Raw genomic sequence first — 26,602 nt, 5'->3', positions numbered from 1 at the left:
GGGAAAGAGAAAGTTTCCATCTTTGACAAGATCAGTTTCCGTCTATTTCCTCAGCGCTACGCAGCCAAGGTCTTCGACTAAACCATTCAGTGGTGTCCCAAATTCGAACTCCTTGTGGAATATAATTCTACTCGGAGTTTTCTTATTTCAATTTCAAATTTTTTTATAATCGGTTGGTTTTTGATTTGACAAAATATTGGTTTAAGATAATCTTTTATTAGGAGGTCTTTGAAAAATGGATAAAAGTAATAGTTTGTCAAGTAGAATAATGGAAGGTCCCACTTGTCCTGAATGTGAAGGGAAAAAAGTAAAATTAATAGGGCGCGGAGTTAAAATGGATATAGGGTATTGTTCTGATTGCGGAAAAGAGGTAGAGATCTCCAATCAAGCAGTTCGCAGAATAAGCATTAGAGACAGAAGGATAAGAAGTAAAAAATAAAATAAAGGGTGAAAATTCACTCCTTTTTTTATTTGACAAATTAGTGATTTGAGATAAAAATAATAAAGAGGTTGAAAGATGGAAAAAAAAGACTTTTGCAAAAAAATAGCGATAGGAATCGCACTTTTAATTTTCCTATACGCCGGAGCTGCAGAGGGAGAGGCAAATTCAAAAATACCAGATAAAGATTTAATTCTTCAAACTGCCAGTAATACCAATAATCAACCAGGGGGATCAGGAAATTCAGCTCTTTTAAAAGAAACAATTCCGGATGGAAAAAAATTCCGGAAAATTCAAGATTTATACTGGAAAAAATTTGGACAAGATACTTTATGGTTCAATCCAGTATGTTTCTTAGAAAATCTCAAAAAAAGGAATAAAGAAAAAGGCAGAATGCCTAACTTTTGGTGACATAATCTTATGTCACTTTTTTTGTTTGACAAATTAGTGATTTTAAGTAAAAAGAAAAGCAAGGAGGTTTTAAATGGAAGAGGACTTATGTGACAGTTGCGGCAATTTTAATTGGGATTGCGACGGTTGCAATAAAGGGCATGATGAAGAAATAATTAAAAATCTTAATAAAGGAGGAATAAAACATTGCGTAGATTATTTTAAAGTAGAACGCAATGTTTATTGTAAAATTTTTCTTGTAAAATAGAGGCTAAACTTAAACCTCTTTTTATTTACGTTGAGTTGTTCGAAGTGGTAAAATGAGAAAAAATATGGATTGGCAAAAATTGCTTAAAATTGCATATCTTGAAGCTCAAAAAAGCATCTGGCCTTCTACTCAGAACGGAGCTATTTTAGTTGATGATAAAGGCAAGATTGTTCTCTCGGCAGTAAATACTTTTCCTGACGGGATAAAGGAAACCGAAGAAAGAAAAATTAAACCTTTGCGTTCTAAGATTGGCGTGTGCGCGGAACGAAACCTAATATATCGTGCTGCAAAAAATGGAATAAAAACAGAAGGACTGACTATGGTTTGCTGCTGGGCTGCATGTACAGATTGCGCCAAAGCCATAATTCAATCAGGCATAAAAAGATTGGTGACTCACAAACAAGCTCTTGATAGGTCTTATAATTGGCAGGAGAATATAGATTTTGCTTTTGCAATGTTGCGAGAAGCTGGAATAGAAATTATTATTTTTGATGGAAAAATAGGAGTTGGCAAAATTTTAAGACACGGAGAATTCTGGGAGCCATAATTTTATATAATGCATTTTTTTAAAATTTTATTTTACATTTTAATAATTTTCATTGGATACGCCACTGGAAGAATGGGTCATATAATTTTTGGTTATATGGACACGCCCCATCATTGGATATTTGGTTTAATTTTAATGATTTTAGGTTTAATTTTTCGCAAGCATTTTCTGGGATTGTTAATATTATATTTCGGCGCAGGTTTTTTTATAAGTGATTTTAACGATTTTTTGCAATTAAAGATTATTGGGCCGGATGAAATTAGTAAAAATAAATTTTGGGGAATTGATTAAAATTAAATTTTAACATCATCTATTCATCAATCGCTAATTAGACTGTTTTTTGGTCCTCCTACGCTAAAGCTACGGACGGATAAATCCTCCTTCGCCCCGATAAATCGGAATTTCGTTCATACAGACCGGAACTCAACTTGCGAGCTACGGACGGACGAAGTAGAATAATAAAATTACTATGATAAATTAAAAAAATAAAAAATGCCTGTTACTTTAACTGATAAAAATTTTGAAAAAGAAATTCAAAGAACAGATAAGCTGGCTTTGGTTGATTTTTATGCAACTTGGTGTGAGCCATGCTCATTAATTGCCCCGGTTTTAGAAAAATTAGAAAAGGAATTTGAGGAAAAGATTGTTTTACTAAAAGCCAACGTTGACGAGATTCCGTTTAACGCTCAGAAGTTTCAAGTTGATAGAATTCCAATGGTAACCTTGTTTAAGGGTGGGAAGCCCATCAGTGCTTTTACCGGATTTAGGCCTGAGTCCGTAATTAAAGAATGGCTGGAAAAAATGATTCAGGATAATATGTCGTTTGAATCTTCAGAAGATAAACAAAAAAAGATAGAAGAAATGATTAAGGAATATTCGGAATATGCGCAAAACAATGGTTTTCAATTAAATCCCGACAGGAAAAACGTTGAAAGAGTAATTAATGGATTATTGGAAAATGAAAAGAAAAACGGAAAAAAATACTGCCCTTGCAGGAGATTAAGTAAAAATAAAGAAGAAGATTCAAAAAAAATCTGCCCCTGCGCTTATCATAAAGACGAGATTGCAAAAGACGGCAGATGCTTTTGCGGATTATTTATAAAATAGCTTAAATCAAAATGCTTATAGACGACGTAAAAATAACTGTTATAGCTGGACATGGCGGGAAAGGCCTTGTGGCTTTTAGCAAGACAAAAATGTCTAAAGGACCAACAGGAGGCAACGGCGGAAACGGCGGCAGTGTTTTTATTGAAGGCGTTTCTGATTTGGGAGCTTTGAGGCAGTTTCGCTTTAAAAAAGTAAACAAGGCAAAAGACGGGCAAAACGGCAAGTCGCAGCTGAATGACGGACATTGCGGAGAAGATTTAATTTTATATGTGCCGGCAGGTACGGTAGTGCATATTTTGCACACAGGAGAAGACATGGAAATTAATAAAATAAGACAAAAAGAGCTTCTTGCCAAGGGGGGGAGAGGAGGAAAGGGAAATTTTCTTTTCAGGTCATCAACCAACACCAGTCCGATGCAATTTGAAGAAGGTAAACCGGGAGAATCTTTTGAAGTAAGGCTGGAATTGAAAATGATTGCCGACGTTGGGTTCATAGGTCTGCCGAATGTTGGTAAATCCAGTTTATTGAACGAGCTTACCAATGCAAAAAGCAAGGTTGCTAATTATCCCTTTACAACCCTGGAGCCTAATTTGGGAGTTTATTATGATTTAATATTAGCTGATATTCCGGGGCTTATCGAAGGCGCGTCTGAAGGTAAGGGCCTTGGCACAAAATTTTTGCGTCATATTGAAAGAACCAAAATTTTATTTCATTTTATTGCAGTTGATTCTGCTGACCCAATATCAGACTACAAAACAGTAAGAGCTGAATTGGAAACGCATAGTAAGTTGCTTTTAGAAAAGCCGGAATATATTTTTATCAGCAAAAGCGATATTGCTTCAAAAGCCGTTGTTGAGCGGATAAAAAGTGATTTTAAAAAAATTGGTAAAGAGGCCTTGGCTATTTCAATAATTGACTCTGACAGCCTGGACAACGTTAAAAAAATATTAAACAAACTAATTTCAGAAAAAAAATAATAGTATTTTGTAGAAATCATTAAATCTTACCTTTCCTCTTCATTAAATTTAGAACAAGAAACAAGACATAATGTTAAACGAAATATCCATCAGTCTCATATTAGTTTTTTCTGTGCTGTTTTATTTCGGTATTATTTTTTACCAAAAGAAACACAAGATTTTTCCTTTTTCTGCTGATATTTTAAGCCAGAAGCCGTTAATGCGTTTGCCTTTTTTTGATTATGCTAAAGGCGTTGCTGTTTTGGCAATATTTATATATCACATTTCGTATTTATTAAATTTCGTCAGTGAAAATTTTCCGGATTATTTTATTACGTGGAGTCAATACATTAACAGGCTCGTAATGTTTGCTATCCCGGTTTTTTTTATTAGTTCCGGAGCTTTGTTAACAATCCCTAATTTTGAAAAAAAGAATATTTGGATTTTTTATAAAAGCAAATTAAAAAAATTGCTTATTCCTTATCTCGTTTTTTCTTTCCCCGCTATTTTTCTTCTATTTTTTTGTCTTACTGAAGGGAAAAATAATATTTTTATTTCATTGCTTGTTTTGCCTTTTTGGTTTATTCCCTTTCTTTTAATGCTTTATTTGCTTTATCCGGGATTATGGTATCTTTTGGCAATAAAAAAAATTAGGCCCAGATTATTTTTATTTTTTACATTTGTTTTCGCTGTCGGATATTATGTCCTTTCTGTTTATTGGTCCGGTTGGCCGTTTGGTAATTCAGTTTTCGGTTTATATATTTTTTTCTTTGCATTGGGAATTGTTTTAAAGCCCATGATTTTTCTGAACAACAGAGAGTGGCTCAGAAAAATTTATTTGCCTTTTTGGTCGATTTTGGCATTGATTTTTTATTTTGGTATCGGACTGATTAGCTCTAAAGAAGGATTATTAAATTGTCAATTTATTTACGGTCCCATAGTTTTTTTGCTTCTTTTCTATTATTTCAATTGGTTTTCCCGTTTTTCTTTTGCAAAGTTCATTCAAAAAATTGGCGAAAACAGCTTATATTTTTATCTTATTCACTTTTATGTTTTAGCTTTTTTGATAAACATGATTAAATTTTTTAATTTATTTTATATCAATCCCGTTGTTATATTCACAGGATTGTTTATTTTTGGCTTTTTAATAACTTATTTTTTGGTTTTTGGAATCATTAAATTTTCCGGCAATTATATAAAAACAGATTTTAATTACAGCTCTATAATAAGTTCAATGCGAGGCCTTACTTATTCAGCTGCCCGATATTCAAAAAAATCAATAAAAAAACTTTTATTTCGTTTGCTTCCTTTCTAATAAGGAATGGCTAATGATTTTATATATAACAAAAGCTTCGCTTAGAGGGTTTTAATATTTTTTTCATTAAAATTAAGGACGGACGAGTTCGTTGGGAAAACCCGAGATAGGTTTCGGGGTTGACTTTTTTTAAAATTGCCTTAAAATAATAGGATAAAAGGAGGTAGTAATTTGAAAATAGAAGGAATTGGTCTCGACCTAGAAGGAAACTTGGTTGATATAGAGTTCGTTCACCACACATCACATCTAGAAATATTACGCGAGTGGGGTGTTCCCTTATCTTTTGACGAAGCTCTTAAGTTAATCCCTTGTTTTATTGGCGGACCTGACGAAAAAGTCGCAGAAGCAGCGGTAAAGTCATCGAAAGAAAGAACCGGAGAAGATCATGACGTGGCAGAGTATTTAAAAGAAAAAAGGGCACGTTATAAGAAATATTTACCACAAGTGCCTATGGTGTTGCGTCCAGGAGTCGAACTATCTATCAGATGGCTGAGGAGTAATGGTCTTGAAGTCGTTGTCGGTTCAGTAACAAACACAGACCAAGCAAGAGTAATTGTGGAAAGGGCTGGTTTAATCAATATAATTAAAAAAGATAATTTTATCTTCAGAGAAGACGTAACTCATCCCAAGCCTGATGGAGAAATTTGGATCAAGGGCGCTGGCAAACTAGGAATAAAGCCAGAAGGAATGGCAATCTTCGGTGATTCGCCAGGCGACATAAAGTCTGCCAGAAATGCCGGATGTCCGTTTGGCATTGCTATGCCGGTTTTTAATAAACCAGAGCTAATGATTCGTTTGATTAACGAAGGCGCCGATCGGATATTTATGGACTGGAGAGAGATTAATTTTCCAGCTCTTTTTGAAAATTTGAATCAAGAACTTCAATCAAAGATAAGGCACTTTTAATTTTTAAAACAAGACACCGAAAATTTATCGGTGTTTTTTATTTAATAAAAAATCCTGAATTTATTTCAGGATGGTTCTATTTAAGCGCCAAAGCACTTCCTAAAAAGATTAATATGCCTCCTAATAAAAGTGGGAATGTAAGGGCTTCGCCTAAAAAAACAATACTCATTACAGTTGCGGCAAGCGGTTCTATATATCCGAGTATCGCGCCATATTGGACCTTAGTAAGCTTTAACCCTTGAGTGTGTATTAATGTTCCGGCAACTGCATATAAAAGTCCGAATCCTAACAGCCATGGCCATGATTCGTTTACCTGATAAATAATGTCGTTGGCGTAAAAGATAAGGGGTAAAAGTATTATTGAGGCAATTGCATATCGGTAAAATAATATTGTGGGCAGGGGCATAACGTTTGCTATTTTTTTAAATAAAACAATAAATAGCGCAAGCGTAAAAGCCGTAACTAAAGCCCAAAGAGTTCCCGCATTCGCTACAAGCGAAAAATTTCCTTGAGACAAAAGTACGAAGAAAAGCCCTACGGTACCTAAGCTAATCAAGAGCAGAAGTTTTTTTATAGTCACTGTGCTTGAACGGAATGTAAAAACCACTACGATAATTGGCATCAGAAATTTTACGAAAACGGCAGTTGAAACGGTAGTCAGTCGAAGCGCCATGAAAAAACTGAGGTCTGCGACAGTTACGAATATTGTCATCAAAAAGATGTGGCCGAGCATATTATAGTGTTTGAAAAGAACTCTATTTTTAAGAAGATAGAGTGAAAAACAAAATACTCCAACTATCTGTAGCGCCCACACAAGAAGAATTGCGTCCGCCTGAATAAACCTTACCAATAAACCATAAGATCCGAAAATTACCATCGCGGCAACTACGAGAAGTCCTCCAACCAATACGTTATGTGAAGAATTTTTTTCTGTCTTCATAAAAACCTCCTTTTAAGCAACTTAAAAATCATATTATGTTATTTAATATTTGTCAATATTGTAATGTTGTGCAACTAAGAGAGAAAAAAACCGCCTCCGCCAGTTGGCGAAGACGAAGGCGAAGACGGAGACGGAGACGGACAAGCTTTTTTAGCAGATGGCTTGATTTTTTTAATTAATGTATTATAATTTTTAACAGTTGAAAAAGGAGTAAAAAAAATGAAAGAAAGTATTTTTTTGGGTAAAATAATCGAGATTGCTGAAGAAGCCGGCGAAGTTCTTTTAAAATTTCAGAAAAATGTCCGGGAATTAAAAAAAAACAGAAAAGATTTTTTAACAGACGCTGACTTTAAATCAGACAAGCTTGTCGGAGCAAGACTTAAAAGCGTTGCTTCGCAAATTCCTATTTTTTCCGAAGAGAATGGCGAACATTCAATAAACAAAGGAAAAATTTGGGTAGTGGATCCTTTAGACGGAACCGTTAATTTTTTCCATCAAGATTCTCTATGGGGAGTTTCTATTGCCTTGGTAGAAAATCGAAAAACCAAACTAGGCGTAGTCTGTCTGCCAGCATTAAATCAAACAATTGGCGTATACGAAAATGAAATAATCGTAAAGGGCAACGTATCCTTAGGCGTAAGAAAAGATAGCCGTCTTGCCGAAGCTCAAATTTGGACTGATTGGGGAAAAGAATCCGAAGTCGTTCTCTCTTTATTGCCGAAGCTTAAAAAAATAAGTCTTTATCCTCAAATAAGGCTTTGTGCTACAGCTTCCTTAATGGCCGTTGCCAACGGAAAGATTTGCGCCTATATTCATCCTCATCCTGCGCCGGAAGATTTTGCCGCAGCCGCCCTTATCGTGGAAAAAGTTGGAGGAAAAGTTACTGATTTAAATAATGATCCCTGGGATGTTTTTTCAAGCTCTATTATCGCCAGTAACGGAATATTACATGAGCAGATTTTAGAAGGGATTGGTTCGATTTAGGTTCTAAGTAAAACTCCAATCTTTTTTAAAAACAATGACTCTTTATTTTACAAAGAGTCTTTTTATTTTTAAACTTTTATAAAATAAATTTTAATATTACTCCTTAGTTGAAGTTTAGTATATGGCGAGTAAGCAGGGTGAGGTAAAAATAATCACTTCAGGAGCAGGATTTCGGTTTTTAATTAAGAAAATACAGGCTTTTTTAATTTTGACAATAGGCAATTTTTAACATATAATTACTTTTTAATCATATGAATAAGATAAGAAATATCGCCATAATCGCCCACGTTGACCACGGAAAAACCACGCTGGTGGATGCTCTTTTGCGTCAGTCAAAAACCAGCCTTGCAAAAGACATTGCAAACAACGATTGTATAATGGATAACAACGAAATAGAAAGAGAAAGAGGTATTACTATTTTTTCAAAAAACGCAGCAGTTTATTATGGTGATGTAAAAATAAATATCATCGATACTCCGGGCCATGCAGATTTTGGCGGAGAAGTGGAAAGAGTCTTGAATATGGCCGATGGCTGTTTGCTTTTGGTTGATGCTAAAGAAGGACCTATGCCCCAAACAAGGTTTGTTTTAAAAAAAGCGTTGGAAATGGGCCACAAAATCATTGTAATTATAAATAAAATAGATAAAGAAGGAGCCAGGCCGGATTTTGCCTTGGAAGCCACAATGGAATTATTTTTAGAATTAGGCGGCCATGACCAATTATTAAATTTTCCCGTAATCTATGCCTCAGGAAGAGAAGGAAAGGCCGGAGAGACGCCGGACGTTTCAAGGATGGAAAACATTCTTCCTGTTTTTGAAGCAATCGTGCGTTATATTCCTCCGCCTATCGGTAATCCAAAAAAAACATTACAAATGTTAGTAACTTCAATTACTGGAGATGATTTTAAAGGAAGAATTGCCATCGGCAGGATTCATAACGGGATAATTAAGGCCAACCAAGAAATAATGCATATAAATCATAATAATGAACAAAAAAAATACAAATTAATTTCTTTAATGACGTTTTTCGGACTGAAAAAAATTGATGCTAAAGAAGCTTTAGCAGGAGACATCGTTGCTTTGGCCGGCATCCCGGACATAACAATAGGAGAGACAATAACAGACCCTCAAAATCCAATGGTTTTGCCGATTATCAATATAGAACAGCCAACCGTAAAAATGACTTTTATGATAAATGACTCTCCTTTTGCCGGAAAAGAAGGGCAGTTTCCAACTTCAAGGCAGATAAAGGAAAGATTATATAAAGAATTGGAAACAGACGTCGCTTTAAAAGTTGAAGATATGGATAACAGACAATGGATTGTTTCAGGGCGCGGAGAATTGCATTTGTCTATTTTAATAGAAAGAATGCGCAGGGAGGGCTATGAATTTCAAGTTTCAAGGCCGCAGGTTATCACAAGAGAAATAAACGGACAAACAATGACTCCTTTTGAAAAGGTTTTTATTGAAGTTCCCGAAACTTATCGCGGGATAGTAATCCAAAAATTAGGAAGCAGGAAAGGAGAAATGGTGGAAATGAGAAATACCGGCAATACGGTGTTTTTAGAATTTATAGTGCCGACAAGAGGACTGCTGGGCTATAAAAGCGAATTTCTAACCGACACCAAAGGACTTGGAACAATAAATACATCTTTTTATCAGTACCAAGCGGACCCGGGAAATTGGTCAGAAAGAAGCCAAGGATCTTTAGTTGCCCATGAAACAGGAGAAACTAATCTTTATGGGCTAAGAAACGTCCAGAGCAGGGGGATTTTATTCTTTGGTCCGGGTGTTGTTGTTTATGAAGGCCAGGTTGTGGGGCAAAATTCAAGGTCTAATGATATAAGGCTAAATGTTTGTAAAACAAAACAGCTTTCAAACATGAGGTCCAGGGGCGAAGGAACCACAGAGCATTTTAATGTTCCGAAAACAATGGGATTGGAAAATGCGTTAGAGTATATAGGAGACGATGAATTAGTGGAAATTACTCCCAAGAGCATCAGAATCAGAAAAATACATCTAAAAGAAATTGATAAAAAAAGAGCAGACAGAAAAGAAAAAGAAAAACAAAACAACGATTGATGCTGTTTTGTTTTTTTAATATTGTTTTGCGAATAAGTCTGATTAAAAATCGCTTCTTTATTGGAGTGGTTTTTTTGCTATAATGAATAAATAGATTTTTAAAAATTTTCATAGGAGGATGTAAAAAATGGCAGGAAGCGAAATTATTAATTTAAATAATATCAGGCCGGAGATAAGAGAGGAAACCGCAAAATGGCTTCAAAAAAGAGATGGGCCGGGAGTTCCTAAAGAAAAAATAGATCTTTATACCGGGACAGCCCAAAATTTACTTAGAAACATGATTAAAACGTCAAAAGAAATAGGGATTGCGCCGGAAATATTACGGATATCTTTCAAGAGTAAATTTTGAAAAAACAATATCAAGAGGGTTTTTCCCTCTTTTTTTATCCGTGGATGCTTTAGTTGACGTTAATATTGGAAAGTTTTAAAATTAATATAAGGTTGGGAGTAAAGGCTGTGAGGTTTTTGGGGCTGCTTTTTTTAATCTTTTTTAATTATTACAATTAGAAACCGGTATATACCCCCAACCCCTACCTCCACAATTAGTTTTTTCACAATTTATCATATTTTTCAATACCCAAAGTTTTTTACTGAGGGTATTTATTTATCTAATTTGCTACTTTATTTAAGTAATGTTCTATGTGGACACCTGTTAGATTTTTACCAGATTGAATTTAAATTAGTAATTGACCCAAAAGAATTGACCGCTTTTTAATAAGGCCTCGCCCGTAGGCTTTAATCCTCTGGGCTATGGCCGAGGGCGGTTTTTTGGTAGAATAAAGAAATAAATTAAACTATAAAATTATGGAAGAAGATTTTATATTTTTAATGGCGATATCAGATTATGAGGTTGAAATAATATGTCAAAGGTTAAAGGAATCTGGAATAGAATATTTGGTTAAAGATAATAATGCAAATGCATGGCAAAGGCAATATGGAGGAGCAAGTTTATTAGGAAAAGAAATTTGTGTGAAACCTTCACAATTAGCTCAAGCAAAAGAATTATTAAATATAGAAGATAGTAGTTTAAAATTTCCTTCACAAGATAGAAAAATTTTTAAATTTTTAAAAATTCCAGTTACAATATATCTTCTTATTTTTTTTAGTTTAATTTTACTTTCGGTTTATTTCATAATAAAAAGTTATTTTGGAAATCTTTAAATTATAAAATTCAACAGGTTCTCTCAGCCGTAGCCCTACGGGCGAGGCTAATATAGTTCGCTAGGGGACCCATTCGTCGCTATGCTCCTCAGGGCAGGCCAAAATAAAATCGTCAAACAGGCGGTTTTTTTGGTAAAATTAAATTATATGATTAATACAACTTCTGTTTGCTATTTTATTTAAAAAATCTAAAATAGATATATTATTATATTATTGAAAATATGGAAAAAATACTTTCCAATCAAAAGGGAGAAAAACAATTACTTTTGGGCAACGAAGCTGTTATTAGAGGCGCCTTAGAATCAGGCGTTAGTTTTGTTTCTACTTATCCGGGAACTCCGGCTTCGGAAATCGGAAACATTTTTTTTAGAATCCACAAAGAAGCCGGCGTTTATTTTGAATTTTCTGTCAACGAAAAGGTAGCCATGGAAGCCGGGGTAGGGGCGTCTTATTCCGGAGTTAAAACTTTAGTGGCGATGAAAAATTTTGGCTTGAATGTTTGCATTGATTCTTTAATGCCTTTTGTTTATACCGGCAGTCCGGCTCCCACGGTACTAATGATTGCTGACGACGCTTCCTGCTGGAGTTCGGCCCAAGCCGAGGTTAACACAAGGCCCTACTCTTATTTGGCTCATATTCCGACAATAGAACCTTCCGACCCGCAGGAATGCAAGGAATTTACCAAATTTGCTTTTGAGCTTTCCGAAAAATTTAAAATTCCGGTTTTACTGAGATTGACCACTCGAGTTTCCCACCAGCAACAAATAGTAACCTTTGGCGAAATTCAAAAGCCAAATCCTAGGGGAACTTTTATAAAAAATCCCCATCAATTTGTCACTTTGCCTCCCAGGGTTCTGGAAATGAAAGCCGAACTTTTGGAAAAAATTGAAAAAATAAGAGATTTTGCCGAAAAAAGTAAAATTAACCGGATAGAAGGCAATAAAAAATCTCCAATCGGGATTATTACTTCCGGAGTTTCTTATCTTTATATCAAGGAAGCGATGGAAGAACTTAATCTTAATCTGCCCATTTTAAAATTGGGATTTTTCTATCCCTTACCTGAAAAGAAAATTAAAAATTTCCTTAAAGGATTTAAAAAAATATTAATAGTTGAGGAATTGGAGAATTTTCTTGAAAGAGAAGTAAAAGCAATAGCCAAAGGAGCGAATCCCAAAGTTAAAATTTTCGGCAAGGATTTGATATCTGAGGTTGGAGAATTGAGGCCGGAAAACGTAATCGAAGCCTTGGCTAAGGTTACCGGCAAGAAATATTCAAATCCGGTTGTGAAAACAAAAACACCGATTTTAAAAAGAAAACCCCAGCTGTGTCCGGGTTGTCCTTATTGGCTGGTTTTCTCGGCAGTAAAAAAAGCAGTTAACGAAAAAGAGGTGATTTTCGGAGGAGACATCGGTTGTTATATGCTGGCCGGCAATCCGCCACATTATCTTCAGGATTATTTATCTTGCATGGGTTCTTCCATTGGAATCGCCCATGGAATCAAAAAAGTCAGCGATCAGAAATTGATTGCTTTTATCGGGGATTCTACTTTTTTTCATGCCGGACTTCCCGCTTTGATAAATACCGTTTTTAACAAATCTAATCCTCTGATTATTATAATGAACAACCAGACAACAGGCATGACCGGGCATCAGCCCCATCCGGCAGCACCCAAAGAAGGGGAGCCTTTAAAAATTGAAGACGTGGTGAAAGCCCTGGGAGTTAAAAATATGAAAATTGTTGACCAGGGAAACCAAGAAGAAATGATAAATACCATCAAAGAATTTTTAAATAAAACAGAGGTTTCTGTGATTATCGCCCGGAGACCTTGCGTATTTGTGGCTAAAAAATAAACAGCATGAAAAATAAAATAAATCAATTTAATATAGTTATTTGCGGAGTCGGAGGTCAGGGATTAATAACTATGACTAAAATTTTAGCCATAGCCGCTCAGGAAGAAGGTTATGAGGCTAAAACCTCAGAGCTTCACGGATTGGCCCAGAGAGGAGGTTCAGTAGAAACCCATGTCAGATTCGGTAAAAAAATCTATTCTCCACTGGTAAAAGCCGGAGGCGCTGATTTAATAATTGCCCTTGAAGCCCAGGAAGCCGTAAAAGCATCTTTTTATGCATCGAAAAAAACCGGAACCGTATTTTTGATAAATAAATTTTTAACTCCGATTATCGAACAAGAATTAATACCTCTTGAAAAGATTTCCAAGACTTTGGAAGATTTTTCCAAAAAGACATTGATTGTCCCGGCGACCGAAGTTACTCAAAAGGAATTTAACAATTCGGTTTTGGCCGGAACTTATTTACTGGGAAAAGCAATTTATCAGGATTTAATCCCGCTTAAGATACCGTCGATTTTGAAAGCTATGCAAGAGATAGTGCCGGATAAATTTCTGGAAATTAATAAAAAAGCATTTGAGCTCGCCGGTAATTTAGAAAAACAAAAATAAAATTTATGGACGACCAGAAGAGAGTAGAAAACTTTCTTCAAGATTTTTCCCGCCAGTTATCTCAAAGAGCTGGCGGCGATTTAGATTTTATATTGCTTTTTGGCAGTGCGGCTCGGGGAGAGTGGAGGAGAGGAATCAGCGACATTGATTTGATTATTCAAGTCAAAGACTCAAAAAAGAAAAAATGGTTTTTGAAAGAAGCGGAAAATATATTTTGGGAGCTGGATAAAAAATATGAGACCAAGTTTGATGAAGTTTGCTCAACAGGGGGAAAAAAAGAAGCCATTAATAATATTTTAGAAAAAACAAGACTTTACGTGCCTTTTCAGGTTTTCGGTCCGGGAGACATAGATTGGTCAAAGAGCGAAATTAAAGAAAAAAGTTTGGTTATCGGAGCTAAATTATTCGCTTCCCAGGCAATGATTTTCAAAAACATGAAATATGAGGGCAAGATTTTATACGGCCGGGATATAAAAAAAGAGATTCAATTCAAGGCAACTTTATGGGAAAAAATTAAAGCACTTTTAATTCCTTTTTATATCGCTTTTTTTTCCATTTTTGTATCTTTATTCTTCCCTAAAACCGCTTTAAAGCTGTCCGATAAAGCGGTTATTTATTCAATAGGTTCAACTTTTTTCTTTTTAGACAAGCTTCCCAGACAGAATTTAAAAGAAAATGTTCAAGAACTGGAAAAAGAAATACACAGCTTTGACGGTTACAAATTTAATATTTTTTTGATGGCAGAAACGGATTTTTTATTAAGTTTCGCCCATCAAAATTTTTTAAATTTTCAATTCGTTAAAGATGCCATTAAAATTAAACATAACTGGCAGGAAGAAAGCAAAAAATTCGGCCGATGGCGAATATTTAAATTCTGTTCGAGAACGCTTTTATTTGTTAACTCAATGAATTGGTACGCCATATTAAGAGCTGATAAGCAGAAAATATTTTTAAAAACCTTGTTTGTTTTAAGAACAGCGGCCTTGTTAATAATAATTTGCTTTTTGCTTTATTATCTAATAAAATAAAATTCTTTGATGTCGTTTAGATATGATATGCTAAGTAATACAAGGCTATTTTTTAAAAGTTTAAAACTATAAGTTAAAAAAACATTTTAATTTTATGCAAGCTGTTATTTTAGCCGCCGGCGAATCTTCCAGATTTTGGCCGATTAATGGTTGCCACAAATCTCTTATTAAAATAATGGGGAAACCTTTAATTTTATCTTTAATTGAAGGAATAAAGGAAAATGGCATAAAAGAAGCGATAATCGTTCAGGGGCCCAAAAAAGAGATTCAAAAAGAGCTCAAAAATTATAAAATTTCCATACCAATAAAATACGTAGTGCAACCTGTGCCTTTGGGGACGGGAGACGCGATTTTAAAGGCTCAAAAAAATATAAAAGAAAACTTTTTTGTTTTAAACGCCGAAAGAGTAGATGCTAAGGAGCATATTGCTCCGATTTTGGAAAAGTTTAAAAAAGAAAAGGCAATAAATAAAATAATATTACTGGCGGGGAAAACCTTAACTCCCTGGCTTTACGGCATTTTAAAAGTTAAGGGCGATAAGGTGATAACATTGATTGAAAAACCAAAGCCGGGAGAGGAACAGTCTGATTTAAAAATAGTCGGAACCTATTTTTTCCCGAAAGATTTTTTAAATTATATTAAAAGAGTTCAGCCCAGCGTTCGTTCTTTGGGAGATGCTATCTCTTTATACGCCAAAGAGAAAGAGGTCAAAATAGTCAATATTAACAAGGAAACATTTGCTTTAAAGTATTCCTGGCATTTATTTGACTTAAGGAATTACATATTCGACAAAATGTTGCAAGAAAAAATTTCCAAAACAGCAAAAATTGCCAAATCGGCAAAAATAGAAGGCAAGGTTTTTATCGGAGAAAACGTTAAAATTTTTGAAGAAGCTTTTATTAAAGGGCCTTGTTATATTGGAGATAACTCTATAATCGGAAGCAATGCTTTAATAAGAGATTATACTAATTTGGAAAACAACACTTTAATCGGCGCTTTTGCGGAAGTTACGAGGTCCGTTTTCCAGGATAATTGCCAAACTCATTCGGGTTATTTTGGAGACTCAATATTTAATACAAATTGTAAGGTTGGAGCCGGAACCGTTACCGCCAATATAAGGCTCGACAAAGGAAAGATAAAATCTTTTCTAAAGGGAGAAAAAATCGACACCGGTCTAGATAAATTTGGAGCAGTAGTCGGAAAAAATACAAGAATTGGAATTAACGTTTCTTTGATGCCCGGAGTTTTAATAGGTTCTAATTGCCAGATTGGTCCCCAATCTTTAGTTTTTGAAAATATCAAAGATAACACTGTTTTTTATACAAAAGCTGAGGGAGTAATTGAGCAAAAATAAAAGAAAAAACAATTAAATTACCGGATTTTGAACCGGTATTTTTATTTGCTCTTTGGAACAAACAACAATAAAATAGATATATAATATAAAATTTAAAATGAAACCAAGCAAAGAAATAAAAATATTAAGTTTGAGCTTTTTATTTATTTTTCTTGGATTTGCCGGAGTTCAGCAGTACCTTACTTCTTTTTTTTCTGAAGCAGGAATAGCTGAGGTTGGTTTTCGGTCTTTAATTTTAATTTATTTATTTTTTATTTTATTTAATCCTTTGGCAGCGGTTTTTGCTTCTAAGTATGGCGGAAAAAAATCAATGCTTATCGGTTCCATTTTTTATTTTATTTTTATCTTCTTTTTACTTTCAAAATCTCCTTACTTAATTTACTTAATTTCAGTTTTTCTAGGGATTGGCGCTTCTTTGCTTTGGACAGGGCAAAATAGTTTTTTAATAAGAGCGAGCGATGAAAAGTCTTATGGAAAAAATTCGGGATTTTTTACTTCCCTTCAATCTTTCGGTTCCGCCGTTGGAGTTGTTTTACTGGGATTTTTAATTGGAAAGTTTTTATTTAAATTACCGATTTTATTTTTTTCTTTTTTTCCCTTAATGGGTTTTTTATTGCTTTTTACTTTAAAAGATTTAAAAAAAGAAGAAAAAATATCAAATAATTTCAGGCTTATTAAAAAATCAATTTTAAGCTTAACAGCCCTTAGATTGGCAAGTATTTATTTTGCCGTGCAGTTTATTTTTGGCTTGGTAATTGGAATTATCCCGATTGAAATTAAAAATATTTTTGGCGCACCCTGTGTTGGAATTTTATCTTCTTTGTTTTATATTTTGCCATTTTTATTTTCCTATTATTTGGGAGGATTATCCGACATTATCGGAAGAAAAAAAATGATAATTTTGTCATTTTTTTTAATTATCGTTGGCCTTTTTTCGTTTATTTTTTCAAATCATGGATTTTTTTTGATATTGGGAATAATTTTATTGGCTATAAATTCGGCGATTATGAGGCCGGTAACCGCCGCTTTTATTGGAGACATAAGCAACAGCAAAAATCTCGAATTTATAACGGCTTTATTTTGGATGGTTCAGACAATAGGAGTGATTACTGCTTTATTAATTTCTCAATTATTTATTTATGAAATTAAAACCATCTACTTAATTTCCATTTTTGTCATATTAATTTCCTTGGTAATTATTTTGCCCCTTTTCCGGTTAAAAATAGAAAAAATAAAAGAAAAACTCTCTCAAGAAATTTATTAATTTTTTTTACGAAATTTTTTAGTTTTGACCGCGTTTCTTTATTGACATAATTTGAATTATCTTTAAAATAAAGCAGGTTCTTTAAAATATAGGAGGATTTGATATGGATAAAATTGATGTTTGGAAATACATTAATGAAGAATTAAAGAAAGGGAAACTTCACGCCACCTTAATAGACCCAGACAAACAAGAGCCGAAAATAGCCGGAAAGTTGGGTAAAAAATTTACAAAAATGGGAACTAGTTTTGTAATGGTTGGCGGGTCTACATTAGAATCACAGCAACAAGTTGACGATACGGTAATAGCCATTAAAGAAAATACAGATTTGCCGGTTATTCTATTTCCTTCTGGTGCAAGATTTTTAAGTCCATACGCCGACGCCTTATTGTTTATGAGCCTTTTGAATTCTAGAAATCCAAAGTATATTATTCGAGAACAAGCAGAAGCTTCTTTGTATATCGAATCCATTGGCATGCAGACCATTTCAATGGGATATTTAGTGATTGAACCTGGGATGACCGTTGGGAAGAAGGGAGAGGCAGACTTAATTAAAAGAAATGATACGAAAACAGCAGTGAAGTTTCTTCTTGCCGCTAAACGATTTGGATTTCAGACTTTTTATGTAGAAGCAGGTTCAGGCGCGAATGAAACGGTTCCAGAAAAAATGATAGAATCGATAAAGGCTTTAATTGAAAATATTTTATTTGTTGGGGGCGGCATTAAAGACATTAAAACCGCAGAGAAAACGGCGAAAGCTGGAGCAGATATTATAGTGACAGGAAATGCTATTGAAGGAATAAACGATGCAAAGATGAAAAATATTATCAAGGCGATAAATAATAGTTAAAAAATGAGCGTCCATAACGACGCTTTTTTTATTGGATAATTTAGGTTAAACTAAAGATAAAATAAAAATGAAGATTATTAAAGAAAAATCAAAAGGGACAATCCAAGAGGCGGTTAAAGCCATTACAAAAGGAGAAGTTTTGGTTTTGCCGACCGATACGGTTTACGGATTAATAGCTGATGCTACTTCTAAAAGGGCCGTAGAAAAAATTTTTAAGATTAAAAATCGGCAGAAATCAAAGTCTTTACCTGTTTTTGTTCAAGATATTGCAATGGCAAAAAAAATGGCCAAAATAAGCAATAGCCAAGAGAAATTTTTAAAAGAAGTTTGGCCGGGCAAGGTAACCGTTGTTTTAGAAAAAAGAAAAGATTGTAAACTGCCCAAAGCTGTTTTTGGCGGGAAAAATACGATAGGATTTCGATTGCCCGATTATAAACTGATAAATGTGTTGCTTGAAAAAATAAACAAACCCTTAATCGGAACTTCAGCTAATATTTCCGGCAAGGGCGACTTTATTGAGATTAAAAAAATTATAAATCAGTTTAAAAATAAAAAATATAGGCCCGATATTATTGTTGACGCCGGTAATCTTAAAAAAAGTAAAATCTCAACCGTGATTGATTTTAGCAAAAGGATGCCCGAAATTTTGAGAATTGGTCAGGTTTCAAAAGACAAAATATCAAAAAAATATAATAAAAAAATAAAATGAAAAATAAAATAGAAAAAATTAAATTGGCAGTTTTAATCGGAAAAGGCGGCAGATTAAAAGCGATTTATCAATGCGTTAAAAAAATAAAAAATGCAGATTTAACTTTGGTCGTTTCCCATAAAAAAATATCTCCGGGCGTGGAATGGGCTAAAGAAAAGGGGATAGAATCTTTTTATTTCAGACTAAGCGATTGGAAAGAATCCAGGGAGGCTTATAATCTGGAGCTGGCCGATATTTTAAAGAAAAAAAATGTGAACTTGGTGATTTTGGCCGGTTGGGACTTGGTTCTTTATCAAGAATTTTTAAATTGTTTTTTAAATAAAGTTATTAATATTCATCCTTCTTTGTGCCCGGCTTTTCCGGGAATGGATGCCGAGAAAATGGCCTTGGATTACGGAGTAAATTACACCGGCTGTACTTTGCATTTTGTAGACCCCGGGGTCGATACCGGAGCCATAATTTTGCAAAGAGCAATTGAGATAGGGCCCAAGGAAACAGTGGAGAGTTTGCAAAAAAAGATACACCAAAAAGAAGAAGAAATTTTATGCAAAGGCATAAAATTATTTTGCCAGGGAAAATTAAAAATAGAGGGGAATAAAGTTTTAATAAAATAAATGGAGGCTTTTATTTTTCAGGCAATTAATAATTTAGCCTTAAAAAATATCTGGTTGGATAGTTTTGGGCTTTTTTTTGCGATATATTTTCCATATATTTTGGCCTTTTTTTTGTTATTGTTTTTATTTTTTGATTATAAAAAATATCGCTTGGTGGTTTTGCAATCTTTTATAGCCGGATCTTTAGCTAGGGGAATTGCCGAAATTATTCGTTTTTTCGTGGACAGGCCCCGCCCTTTCGTTAACAACGAGGTTAATTTTTTACATATTAAGTCTTTTATAGAAGATATAAGCAGCCGTTCTTTTCCTTCAGGACATGCTTCCTTTTTTTTCGGGATATCAACGGTTTTGTTTTTTTATAATAAAAAATTGGGAATTATTTTTTTTCTGGCCAGTTTGCCCATTGTTTTTGCCAGAATTTACTGCGGAATTCATTGGCCATTGGATATCGTGGGAGGATTTATCGTGGGAATTTTTTCAGGCATTTTAGTGCTCAAGATTTTTGAAAAACTTAAAAAACAATAATAAATTAAAACTAAAAAACTCCCTGAGAGAGAGTTTTTTAGTTTTAAGTGCCGGGGGAGGGAGTTGAACCCTCAAGCCCTTGCGGACAGTGGATTTTGAGTCCACCCTGTATGCCAATTCCAGCACCCCGGCTTAATTTTTAAATTATCAAACTAAGACTTTTTGTCAAACCTGCTCTAAGTCTCCTGATTATTTTGAGACAAGGGAGGATTAATTTCTTCTTTTGAATCGCATTCTTTGTTGGAACACTTTATTTGTTCTTTTTTTGTTTTTACTAAAAGCGAACCGCATTTTTTGCAAATTTCACCGGTTGGCTTATTCCACAAAGCAAAATCGCATTTAGGGAAAAGATTGCAGCCGTAAAAAATTTTTTTCCTTTTCGTTCTTTTTTCAGTAATTTCTCCGCTTTTACATTTCGGGCATTTAATTCCCAATTTTAAGCTGGGCAAGCTTTCGGTATGCTTGCATTTGGGAAAACTTGAGCAAGCAAGAAATTTTCCAAATTTTCCAAATCTGATGATTAAAGGAGCGCCGCATTTAGGGCATTTTTTTTCGGTTTTTTCCGTCAAATCTTTTTTTATAACTTCTTTTTCTTTTTTTGAAAGATTTATTTCAAATGGTTCGTAAAAACTCCAAAGAACTTTTACCCAATCTTTTTTGCCCTCGGCGATTTCGTCCAGCTCTTCTTCCATTTGGGCGGTAAATTTAATATCCACGATTTCTTTGAAGTGTTCAACTAACAAATCGTTAACCATTACTCCGATTTCAGTCGGCTGAAATTGCCTTTTTTCGTTTTTTTCCACATAATTTCTTTCTTGGATAGTGGCTAAAATGGGAGCATAAGTCGAGGGCCGGCCAATGCCGTTTTTTTCCAATTCTTTAATCAAAGTGGCTTCGGTAAATCTTGCGGAAGGCAGGGTAAAATGTTGAGAAGGCAAAATGCTTAAAAATTCCAAGATTTCGTTTTTTTCCAAAATGGGCAACTCGGTTTCTTTGATTTTTAAAGGATAAACTTTTAAAAACCCGTCAAATTTTAAAGTTTGGCCATTGGTTCCGAAAATATACCCCTCATTATCATCCTGACTTGTCGGGAGGTTCGGGGCAGGATTTTTGGCTTCAATCTCAATTGAAGTATGGTTGAAAATAGCTTTTGCCATTTGGCAAGCGATAAATCTTCGCCAAATAAGGTCATAGAGCTTGAAGTTGTTTTCGTCCAGTTCTAATTTATCCGGCGATTTATCCGGATAAGCCGGCCTTATTGCTTCATGGGCTTCTTGAACCTTGCCCTTCGCTTTATATTTTCTTAAAAATCCCGCCCAATATTTTTCACCGTAATTTTCGTTTATAAATTTTTTGGCGGAAAAGAGGGAAAGTTCGGATAAATTCAAAGAATCGGTCCGGTGGTAAGTGATAAACCCTTTTTCGTAAAGGTTCTGAGCCAATCTCATTGTCAGCTTTGCGGGAAATTTAAATCTTTGCCAGCTTTCTTGCTGGAGGGTGCTGGTTGTGAAAGGAGGCAAGGGGTTTTTTTCGTTTTCTTTTTTTTCAACACTTATTATTTTATATTCCGCTCCTTTCAATTCTTGGAGGATTTTTTCAGCCTCTTTGCTGTTTTTAATTTCCAATTTCGCCAGGATTTTTCCGTCTTTTTTAATTAAAATAGATTCAAAATTTTTTTCGTCTTTTTTAAAAGAGGTCGTAATTTGCCAATATTCTTGGGGAATAAAATTTTTGATTTCTTTTTCTCTGTCGGCAATTAATCTTACCGCTACCGATTGGACCCTGCCGGCCGATAATCCTCTCATCATTTTTTTCCATAAAAACGGAGAGAGTTTGTATCCCACTAATCGGTCTAAAATCCGGCGGGCCTGCTGGGCGTTAACTAAATTTATATCTATTGCCCGGGGATTTTTAAGGGCTTCTTTAATGGCGGACTTGGTAATTTCATGAAAAACGATTCTTTGATAAGAATCTTTTTTATTTAATTCCAGGGCCTCGACTAAATGCCAGGCGATTGCTTCTCCTTCCCGGTCTTCATCGGTCGCCAGAATGACTGATTTTGATTTTTTTATTTCCTTCTTTAACAACTGAACATTTTTTTTGGCTTTTGTCGGAATTATATATTCGGGCTCAAAATCATTTTTTATTTTTATTCCCAGTTTGCTTTTAGGCAAATCTCGGACATGCCCATAAGAAGAAAGGACCTTGTAAGAAGGGCCTAAAAATTTACCGATGGTTTTTCCTTTAGTTGGCGATTCAACGATTATTAATTGCATAAATATTTCCGCCTAAATTTCTTATTTTGTTTTTAATTTCCAGAATGGTTAAAGTTTTGTTTACAATAGAAGTTTGAAGCTTGGCTTTTTTTATTATCTCGTCTATGTGGAGAGAGCCTTCAAGAAGAGTTTTTAAAATTATATTTTCTTCTTCGTTTTCGCCCATTAACTTTTCTTTATTCTTTTTACCTGATAAATTTAATTCTTGCAAAATATCTTGGGAGGTTTGAATTAATTTTGCCCCTTTTTTTATTAAATAATGGCAACCCTGGGAGTTGGAAGAATAAATGGAGCCGGGTACGGCAAAAACTTTTCTTTTTTGGGAAAAAGCGCAATTAGCCGTGATTAAAGAACCGCTTTTTTCTTTAGCTTCTATAACTAAAACTCCCAAAGAAAGGCCGGAAATAATTCTATTTCTTTGGGGAAAGGTAAAACGGGTTCCTCGGGTGCCTGGCGGATATTCCGAAAGCAGGGTTCCTCCTTTTTCTATTATTTTTTTTGCTAATCTTAGATTAGATTGGGGATAAATACTTTTTTCATCCAAGCCGGTGCCTAACACCGCAATTGTTCGCTTATTTCTTTCTATGACCGAAGAATGAGCAAAGGTATCAATTCCTGGGGCTAAACCTGAGACAATAGTCAGTCCTGATTCGGATAGGTCTCCGGCCATATCCCAAGCAACCTGCTTTCCGTAAGAAGAAAATCTTCTGGTTCCTACAATCGCAAAACATAATTCGTCGGATAATATATTTCCTTTTAAATAAAGCTCTTTGGGCGGTTTTTGGATTTTTTTTAAAAGATTCGGATAGTTTTTATCTTCAAATGAAATTTTTTTTATTTCTTCCATGCTTAATTGTTTTTTAATTTTTCTACAGCTTCGTTCAGCATTTGGCAATATAGGTTTAAACCCACTTTGTTTACGTTGCCCGATTGTTCTTTTCCCAGAATATTACCGGCGCCCCTGATTTCCAAATCCTTCAAAGCAACCCTATATCCGGAACCCGGTTCCTCGGCTTCCTTTAAAGCTTTTAATCTTATTTTAGCAAGATCCGACAATTTTTTACTATAGAGAAAAAAAGCAAAGGATTGGACGTCAGACCTGCCGATTCTTCCCCTTAATTGATAGGCCTGGGAAAGTCCCAATCTTGCGGCGTCGGCCACAATTAAAGTATTAACATTGGATAAGTCCAGGCCGTTTTCAATTATTGTTGTCGCCACTAAGATATCAAATTTTTTATTTCTGAAATCTTCCATTGTTTTTATCAAATCTTTTTCTCCAATTCGGCCGTGAGCAATGCCTACTTTGGCTCTGGGTATCAAATTTTCCAAGAATTTTTTTACAGCCTCAATATTGTCTATGCGATTATGCAAATAATAAACCTGGCCTTTTCTTGCCAATTCTTTTTCAATTGATTCTTTAATTATTTTTTCCGACCAAGGGAGAATAAAAGTTTTTATTGCCAGACGGCCTGGTGGAGGAGTATAGATTAAGCTTATTGATTTAAAATTAGAAAGGCCCAAATATAAAGTTCTTGGAATCGGGGTCGCTGAAAGACTGAGAACATCAAGATTGGTTCTTATTTTTTTTAACGCTTCCTTTTGTTTTACTCCGAATTTTTGTTCATCATCAATAATTAAAAGTCCAAGGTTTTTAAATTCAACGTCTTTTGATAATATGCGATGAGTTCCTATCGCAATATCGATTGAGCCGTTTTTCAAATCTTTGATTATTTTTTCTTGGGTTTTTTTTGATTCCAATCTGGAAAGCCGGGTTATTTTAATCGGCAGATTATCAATTCTTTTTTTAAAATTTTGGAAATGCTGTTCAGCTAAAATAGTGGTCGGGCAGATTAAAACAGCCTGCAAACCGGAGCAAACGGCTTTAACGGCCGTTCTTAAGGCAATTTCCGTTTTTCCAAACCCCACATCTCCGCAAACCAACCTATCCATGGGTTGGTTTTTTTCCAAGTCTTGGCTTATTTCTTCCAGCGCCTGAAGCTGGTCGGGCGTTTCTTCGTATTCAAAGTTGCCTGATATTTGTTTTTGGATTTCATCATTTAAAACATAAGGAGCCCTGACGGTTGTCTCTCTTTTGGCGTATATTTCTAAAAGTTCTTTTGCCAAATTTTCCGCATCTTCTTTTATTTTTTTCTTTGTTTTTTGCCAAATAGAAGAGCCCAGTCTTGAAATTTTAGGTTCTGTGAATCCTATATAACGGGAAAGTTTTCTTTCCAGTCCCAAGGGCACGTACAGTTTATCTTGCTGGGCGTATTCTAAAAGATAATATTTTAAATTTCCTTTTTTTTCTTCAAAAAAACCGATGAATTTTCCGATTCCATGATCCAGATGAACCAAATATTCATTAATTTTCAATCCTTTTAAGTCCGAAAAAAATTTTTGTGATTTTAGTTTGTTTTTTAAAATTTTTTTCGCTTTTTCTTCGTCTTGGATTGAAATCTCCAGCTTTTCAATGCTTTCCAAAAGGTTGCCCAGGAAATCAAACCTGACGGCATAGTTTAGATTTATCGGGAAAAGCTCGATTATTCCCCCGGAATGGGAAAATTCACCAATCTCAGACACTTTATATACTTTTTCATATCCCATTTCGTCCAACTTTCTTAATACTTCAGACAGGTTTGATTTTTTTCCTTTTTCCAGAAAAAGAACATTATCTTGAAAAAAAGACTGGGTTTTTTGATTGTGCAATATTTTTTTAAAATTTTCTTCAAACCAAAAATTCGGCTTTTTTAAAAAGTAAGGACAAAGGCTGGCGACTAAAACTTGATTAATTGATTTTTCAGATTTTTTTTCTTCCATTAAATGAAATCAAAAAACAACCTCTTTTTTAAAATAGGGAGGAGGTGATTTCGATTGACAAATTTATAAATTCAATTATAATATAGAATATCTTTAATGCAAGATTTTTTTATTTTTCCGGCTATCTGAGAGTAGCGAAAATTAAGCAATCCCTCCTTTATCTTAATTAATAGCTTAAAGATTTAGGGATTCTGAGCTTATGCTTTGATTCTCTAATCGCTCGCAGGTAGCCTGAAGCATAAAAAGCTTCCTTGAACATTAAAAAAGGAGAATGATTAGAAATGATAAATATCTATATGTTAAGAGAAATAGCTCAGAAATTATTGATAGGCCTTACCGGAAAGTTTCCGAAAAATATTACTCCCAACCAGTGGACAGTTATTTCTTTTTTGTTTGCGGTTTTTTCCGGGATTTTTATTTTTTTATCAGGAAAGCTTAATAATCCCTATTGGTTAATTTTAGCCGGAATTTTTTTGTTCTTTAGCTCTTTATTAGACGCTATTGATGGCATAATAGCCAGACAAAGAAATTTAGCCAGCAAAAAAGGAGATTTTCTTGACCATGTTTTTGACCGTTTTTCCGACATAATTCCTATTTTAGGAATTGTTTGGGCGGGTTACATCGGTTGGGAAATAGGAATGATTGCTCTTTCTATTATATCGCTGGTATCATATCTGGGCGTTCAAGTTCAGGCTTTGGGAATCCAAAGAGAATACCGGGGTTTGATGGGAAGAACTTACAGATTGGTTATTTTGAATCTGTTTATTTTCCTAAACGCATTTTGGACAGAGAAAATCGGCTTGGCGCAGTTTCAGTTCAGTTTATTGGGTTGGGCAATGATAATTTTCGTAGTTTTCGGAGGCATCACTATCGTCCAAAGGTTTATTTATGCCCTTGGGGCGATAGAGAGTCAGAGGTAAAATATCTTTTTACCTCTTTTTTTGTTGATTAAATTGATTCATTGCTTTTTCTAATCCTTTTTGGATAGTTGTTTCTATCGCTTTTGTTGTTACTTTAATTACTTCTTGAATTTTTTCGTTTTCTTTTTTATTTAATTTTTGAAGAACGAATTTTTCCGGATTTTTTATTTTTTGGTCGTCAGGTTTGATTCCAATTCTGAATCTTGCGAAATTTTTACTTTTTAATTCAGAAATTATTGACTGAACGCCCTTATGGCCGGCTGCTCCTCGGTTTTTGGCGATTTTAATTTTACCCAAAGGAAGGTCTAAATCGTCATGGATAACTATTAAGCTGCTGGCCGATTTTTTATGATAAAAAAGTAATTTTTTTACGCTTTTTCCCGAAAGGTTCATGAAATTCAGGGGTTTGGCCAGAATGATTAACTCTTCTTTTATTTTTCCTTTGCTGATTTCGTTTTCTGTTTTTTTTATTTTTTCCCAATCAGAAAAAGAATAATCTTTTTGCCATTTTTGGCAGATAAAATTCAAAACTCTTTGGCCCAGATTATGCCAAGTTTCCTCAAATTTTTTTTCGGGATTTCCCAAACCAACAATTAAAATCATTTTTTTATTATATCACAATAAAAACATAATAATTAGAAAAATCTTGTTTAAATAAAAAAAAGTGATATAATGTAAAAACTAAATATTATAAAA

General features: G+C 34.4%; 28 protein-coding genes and 1 tRNA gene. 23 read left to right on the top strand and 6 right to left on the bottom strand.

The annotated features are described in order from the left end of the window. Positions 1 to 235 precede the first annotated feature (235 nt). From NTU58_03865 to NTU58_03825, 9 genes are all read left to right on the top strand, one after another. Positions 236 to 439 carry a hypothetical protein gene (locus NTU58_03865; protein ID MCX6764804.1) on the top strand — a complete coding sequence of 68 codons (204 nt, stop codon included), beginning with the start codon at positions 236 to 238 and terminating at the stop codon, positions 437 to 439. A gap of 78 nt (positions 440 to 517) precedes the next feature. Beyond that, on the top strand, positions 518 to 850 hold the full coding sequence (locus NTU58_03860) for a hypothetical protein (GenBank protein MCX6764803.1): 333 nt from the start codon (positions 518 to 520) through the stop codon (positions 848 to 850). A 73-nt stretch (positions 851 to 923) separates the two neighbouring features. Continuing rightward, entirely contained in the window at positions 924 to 1,097 is a 174-nt protein-coding gene (locus NTU58_03855; protein MCX6764802.1) for a hypothetical protein, read from the top strand. A 52-nt stretch (positions 1,098 to 1,149) separates the two neighbouring features. Beyond that, a complete protein-coding gene (locus NTU58_03850) occupies positions 1,150 to 1,644 on the top strand; it encodes a deaminase (GenBank protein ID MCX6764801.1) in 495 nt (164 codons plus the stop codon). Between the two features lie 72 nt (positions 1,645 to 1,716). Continuing rightward, complete coding sequence (locus NTU58_03845) at positions 1,717 to 1,935, top strand: hypothetical protein (protein ID MCX6764800.1); 219 nt, start codon at positions 1,717 to 1,719, stop codon at positions 1,933 to 1,935. Between the two features lie 201 nt (positions 1,936 to 2,136). Continuing rightward, on the top strand, positions 2,137 to 2,751 hold the full coding sequence (gene trxA, locus NTU58_03840) for a thioredoxin (GenBank protein ID MCX6764799.1): 615 nt from the start codon (positions 2,137 to 2,139) through the stop codon (positions 2,749 to 2,751). Between the two features lie 11 nt (positions 2,752 to 2,762). Then, entirely contained in the window at positions 2,763 to 3,728 is a 966-nt protein-coding gene (gene obgE, locus NTU58_03835; GenBank protein MCX6764798.1) for a GTPase ObgE, read from the top strand. 70 nt (positions 3,729 to 3,798) lie between these two features. After that, a complete protein-coding gene (locus NTU58_03830; GenBank protein MCX6764797.1) occupies positions 3,799 to 5,022 on the top strand; it encodes an acyltransferase in 1,224 nt (407 codons plus the stop codon). 171 nt (positions 5,023 to 5,193) lie between these two features. Further along, positions 5,194 to 5,928, top strand: coding sequence for an HAD family phosphatase (locus NTU58_03825; protein ID MCX6764796.1), 735 nt, complete (start codon positions 5,194 to 5,196; stop codon positions 5,926 to 5,928). Between the two features lie 76 nt (positions 5,929 to 6,004). Here the strand turns inward: NTU58_03825 and NTU58_03820 are convergent, their stop codons facing one another. After that, the gene (locus NTU58_03820) at positions 6,005 to 6,868 is read right to left on the bottom strand and encodes a DMT family transporter (protein ID MCX6764795.1); all 864 of its coding nucleotides are present in this window, start codon (positions 6,866 to 6,868) and stop codon (positions 6,005 to 6,007) included. A 219-nt stretch (positions 6,869 to 7,087) separates the two neighbouring features. Between NTU58_03820 and NTU58_03815 the strand changes: the two genes are divergently transcribed. The 13 genes from NTU58_03815 (at position 7,088) to NTU58_03755 (ending at position 19,893) form a co-directional block, all read left to right on the top strand. After that, positions 7,088 to 7,852, top strand: coding sequence for an inositol monophosphatase (locus tag NTU58_03815; protein ID MCX6764794.1), 765 nt, complete (start codon positions 7,088 to 7,090; stop codon positions 7,850 to 7,852). A gap of 251 nt (positions 7,853 to 8,103) precedes the next feature. Beyond that, entirely contained in the window at positions 8,104 to 9,933 is a 1,830-nt protein-coding gene (typA, locus tag NTU58_03810; GenBank protein ID MCX6764793.1) for a translational GTPase TypA, read from the top strand. Positions 9,934 to 10,060: 127 nt separating this feature from the next. Beyond that, on the top strand, positions 10,061 to 10,282 hold the full coding sequence (locus tag NTU58_03805; GenBank protein MCX6764792.1) for a hypothetical protein: 222 nt from the start codon (positions 10,061 to 10,063) through the stop codon (positions 10,280 to 10,282). A gap of 455 nt (positions 10,283 to 10,737) precedes the next feature. After that, complete coding sequence (locus tag NTU58_03800; protein MCX6764791.1) at positions 10,738 to 11,094, top strand: DUF2007 domain-containing protein; 357 nt, start codon at positions 10,738 to 10,740, stop codon at positions 11,092 to 11,094. 221 nt (positions 11,095 to 11,315) lie between these two features. Next, positions 11,316 to 12,944, top strand: coding sequence for a thiamine pyrophosphate-dependent enzyme (locus NTU58_03795; protein ID MCX6764790.1), 1,629 nt, complete (start codon positions 11,316 to 11,318; stop codon positions 12,942 to 12,944). 5 nt (positions 12,945 to 12,949) lie between these two features. Continuing rightward, positions 12,950 to 13,552, top strand: a complete 603-nt coding sequence (locus NTU58_03790) for an indolepyruvate oxidoreductase subunit beta (protein ID MCX6764789.1) — start codon at positions 12,950 to 12,952, stop codon at positions 13,550 to 13,552. A 5-nt stretch (positions 13,553 to 13,557) separates the two neighbouring features. After that, positions 13,558 to 14,580, top strand: a complete 1,023-nt coding sequence (locus NTU58_03785) for a nucleotidyltransferase domain-containing protein (GenBank protein ID MCX6764788.1) — start codon at positions 13,558 to 13,560, stop codon at positions 14,578 to 14,580. 94 nt (positions 14,581 to 14,674) lie between these two features. Next, positions 14,675 to 15,934, top strand: coding sequence for a sugar phosphate nucleotidyltransferase (locus tag NTU58_03780; protein MCX6764787.1), 1,260 nt, complete (start codon positions 14,675 to 14,677; stop codon positions 15,932 to 15,934). A 97-nt stretch (positions 15,935 to 16,031) separates the two neighbouring features. After that, complete coding sequence (locus tag NTU58_03775; GenBank protein MCX6764786.1) at positions 16,032 to 17,198, top strand: MFS transporter; 1,167 nt, start codon at positions 16,032 to 16,034, stop codon at positions 17,196 to 17,198. 103 nt (positions 17,199 to 17,301) lie between these two features. Further along, positions 17,302 to 18,045, top strand: coding sequence for a geranylgeranylglyceryl/heptaprenylglyceryl phosphate synthase (locus NTU58_03770; protein ID MCX6764785.1), 744 nt, complete (start codon positions 17,302 to 17,304; stop codon positions 18,043 to 18,045). Between the two features lie 67 nt (positions 18,046 to 18,112). Further along, the gene (locus NTU58_03765) at positions 18,113 to 18,754 is read left to right on the top strand and encodes an L-threonylcarbamoyladenylate synthase (GenBank protein ID MCX6764784.1); all 642 of its coding nucleotides are present in this window, start codon (positions 18,113 to 18,115) and stop codon (positions 18,752 to 18,754) included. Then, positions 18,751 to 19,368, top strand: a complete 618-nt coding sequence (gene purN, locus NTU58_03760; GenBank protein MCX6764783.1) for a phosphoribosylglycinamide formyltransferase — start codon at positions 18,751 to 18,753, stop codon at positions 19,366 to 19,368. The genes NTU58_03765 and purN overlap by 4 nt, the downstream gene beginning before the upstream one ends. After that, a complete protein-coding gene (locus NTU58_03755) occupies positions 19,369 to 19,893 on the top strand; it encodes a phosphatase PAP2 family protein (protein MCX6764782.1) in 525 nt (174 codons plus the stop codon). Between the two features lie 48 nt (positions 19,894 to 19,941). Here the strand turns inward: NTU58_03755 and NTU58_03750 are convergent. The 4 genes from NTU58_03750 to NTU58_03735 form a co-directional block, all read right to left on the bottom strand. Next, positions 19,942 to 20,025: transfer RNA gene (locus tag NTU58_03750), tRNA-Leu, on the bottom strand. 44 nt (positions 20,026 to 20,069) lie between these two features. Beyond that, positions 20,070 to 22,169, bottom strand: a complete 2,100-nt coding sequence (gene topA / locus NTU58_03745) for a type I DNA topoisomerase (protein ID MCX6764781.1) — start codon at positions 22,167 to 22,169, stop codon at positions 20,070 to 20,072. Further along, positions 22,150 to 23,016 (bottom strand): DNA-processing protein DprA, encoded by an 867-nt coding sequence (gene dprA, locus NTU58_03740; protein MCX6764780.1) that lies wholly within the window; start codon positions 23,014 to 23,016, stop codon positions 22,150 to 22,152. Before dprA ends, topA begins: the two co-directional genes overlap by 20 nt. 2 nt (positions 23,017 to 23,018) lie before the next feature. Then, a complete protein-coding gene (locus tag NTU58_03735) occupies positions 23,019 to 24,986 on the bottom strand; it encodes a helicase-related protein (GenBank protein ID MCX6764779.1) in 1,968 nt (655 codons plus the stop codon). A gap of 281 nt (positions 24,987 to 25,267) precedes the next feature. Here NTU58_03735 and NTU58_03730 point away from each other — a divergent pair, with 281 nt between their 5' ends. Beyond that, positions 25,268 to 25,906, top strand: a complete 639-nt coding sequence (locus NTU58_03730) for a CDP-alcohol phosphatidyltransferase family protein (GenBank protein ID MCX6764778.1) — start codon at positions 25,268 to 25,270, stop codon at positions 25,904 to 25,906. 9 nt (positions 25,907 to 25,915) lie between these two features. Here NTU58_03730 and pth read toward each other — a convergent pair whose 3' ends face one another. After that, positions 25,916 to 26,509 (bottom strand): aminoacyl-tRNA hydrolase, encoded by a 594-nt coding sequence (gene pth, locus NTU58_03725; protein MCX6764777.1) that lies wholly within the window; start codon positions 26,507 to 26,509, stop codon positions 25,916 to 25,918. Positions 26,510 to 26,602: the final 93 nt, after the last annotated feature.

Source organism: Candidatus Nealsonbacteria bacterium (genome assembly GCA_026396195.1).
GTDB lineage: Bacteria > Patescibacteriota > Minisyncoccia > Minisyncoccales > JAGGXC01 > JAPLXH01.
This window is presented reverse-complemented; position numbering and strand designations above follow the sequence as displayed.

Coding starts and splice junctions, on each gene's coding strand:
- NTU58_03865 (MCX6764804.1), top strand. CDS start 236: ATGGATAAAAGTAATAGTTTGTCAAGTAGAATAATGGAAGGTCCCACT.
- NTU58_03860 (MCX6764803.1), top strand. CDS start 518: ATGGAAAAAAAAGACTTTTGCAAAAAAATAGCGATAGGAATCGCACTT.
- NTU58_03855 (MCX6764802.1), top strand. CDS start 924: ATGGAAGAGGACTTATGTGACAGTTGCGGCAATTTTAATTGGGATTGC.
- NTU58_03850 (MCX6764801.1), top strand. CDS start 1,150: ATGAGAAAAAATATGGATTGGCAAAAATTGCTTAAAATTGCATATCTT.
- NTU58_03845 (MCX6764800.1), top strand. CDS start 1,717: ATGGGTCATATAATTTTTGGTTATATGGACACGCCCCATCATTGGATA.
- trxA (MCX6764799.1), top strand. CDS start 2,137: ATGCCTGTTACTTTAACTGATAAAAATTTTGAAAAAGAAATTCAAAGA.
- obgE (MCX6764798.1), top strand. CDS start 2,763: ATGCTTATAGACGACGTAAAAATAACTGTTATAGCTGGACATGGCGGG.
- NTU58_03830 (MCX6764797.1), top strand. CDS start 3,799: ATGTTAAACGAAATATCCATCAGTCTCATATTAGTTTTTTCTGTGCTG.
- NTU58_03820 (MCX6764795.1), bottom strand. CDS start 6,868: ATGAAGACAGAAAAAAATTCTTCACATAACGTATTGGTTGGAGGACTT.
- NTU58_03815 (MCX6764794.1), top strand. CDS start 7,088: ATGAAAGAAAGTATTTTTTTGGGTAAAATAATCGAGATTGCTGAAGAA.
- typA (MCX6764793.1), top strand. CDS start 8,104: ATGAATAAGATAAGAAATATCGCCATAATCGCCCACGTTGACCACGGA.
- NTU58_03805 (MCX6764792.1), top strand. CDS start 10,061: ATGGCAGGAAGCGAAATTATTAATTTAAATAATATCAGGCCGGAGATA.
- NTU58_03800 (MCX6764791.1), top strand. CDS start 10,738: ATGGAAGAAGATTTTATATTTTTAATGGCGATATCAGATTATGAGGTT.
- NTU58_03795 (MCX6764790.1), top strand. CDS start 11,316: ATGGAAAAAATACTTTCCAATCAAAAGGGAGAAAAACAATTACTTTTG.
- NTU58_03790 (MCX6764789.1), top strand. CDS start 12,950: ATGAAAAATAAAATAAATCAATTTAATATAGTTATTTGCGGAGTCGGA.
- NTU58_03785 (MCX6764788.1), top strand. CDS start 13,558: ATGGACGACCAGAAGAGAGTAGAAAACTTTCTTCAAGATTTTTCCCGC.
- NTU58_03780 (MCX6764787.1), top strand. CDS start 14,675: ATGCAAGCTGTTATTTTAGCCGCCGGCGAATCTTCCAGATTTTGGCCG.
- NTU58_03775 (MCX6764786.1), top strand. CDS start 16,032: ATGAAACCAAGCAAAGAAATAAAAATATTAAGTTTGAGCTTTTTATTT.
- NTU58_03770 (MCX6764785.1), top strand. CDS start 17,302: ATGGATAAAATTGATGTTTGGAAATACATTAATGAAGAATTAAAGAAA.
- NTU58_03765 (MCX6764784.1), top strand. CDS start 18,113: ATGAAGATTATTAAAGAAAAATCAAAAGGGACAATCCAAGAGGCGGTT.
- purN (MCX6764783.1), top strand. CDS start 18,751: ATGAAAAATAAAATAGAAAAAATTAAATTGGCAGTTTTAATCGGAAAA.
- NTU58_03755 (MCX6764782.1), top strand. CDS start 19,369: ATGGAGGCTTTTATTTTTCAGGCAATTAATAATTTAGCCTTAAAAAAT.
- topA (MCX6764781.1), bottom strand. CDS start 22,169: ATGCAATTAATAATCGTTGAATCGCCAACTAAAGGAAAAACCATCGGT.
- dprA (MCX6764780.1), bottom strand. CDS start 23,016: ATGGAAGAAATAAAAAAAATTTCATTTGAAGATAAAAACTATCCGAAT.
- NTU58_03735 (MCX6764779.1), bottom strand. CDS start 24,986: ATGGAAGAAAAAAAATCTGAAAAATCAATTAATCAAGTTTTAGTCGCC.
- NTU58_03730 (MCX6764778.1), top strand. CDS start 25,268: ATGATAAATATCTATATGTTAAGAGAAATAGCTCAGAAATTATTGATA.
- pth (MCX6764777.1), bottom strand. CDS start 26,509: ATGATTTTAATTGTTGGTTTGGGAAATCCCGAAAAAAAATTTGAGGAA.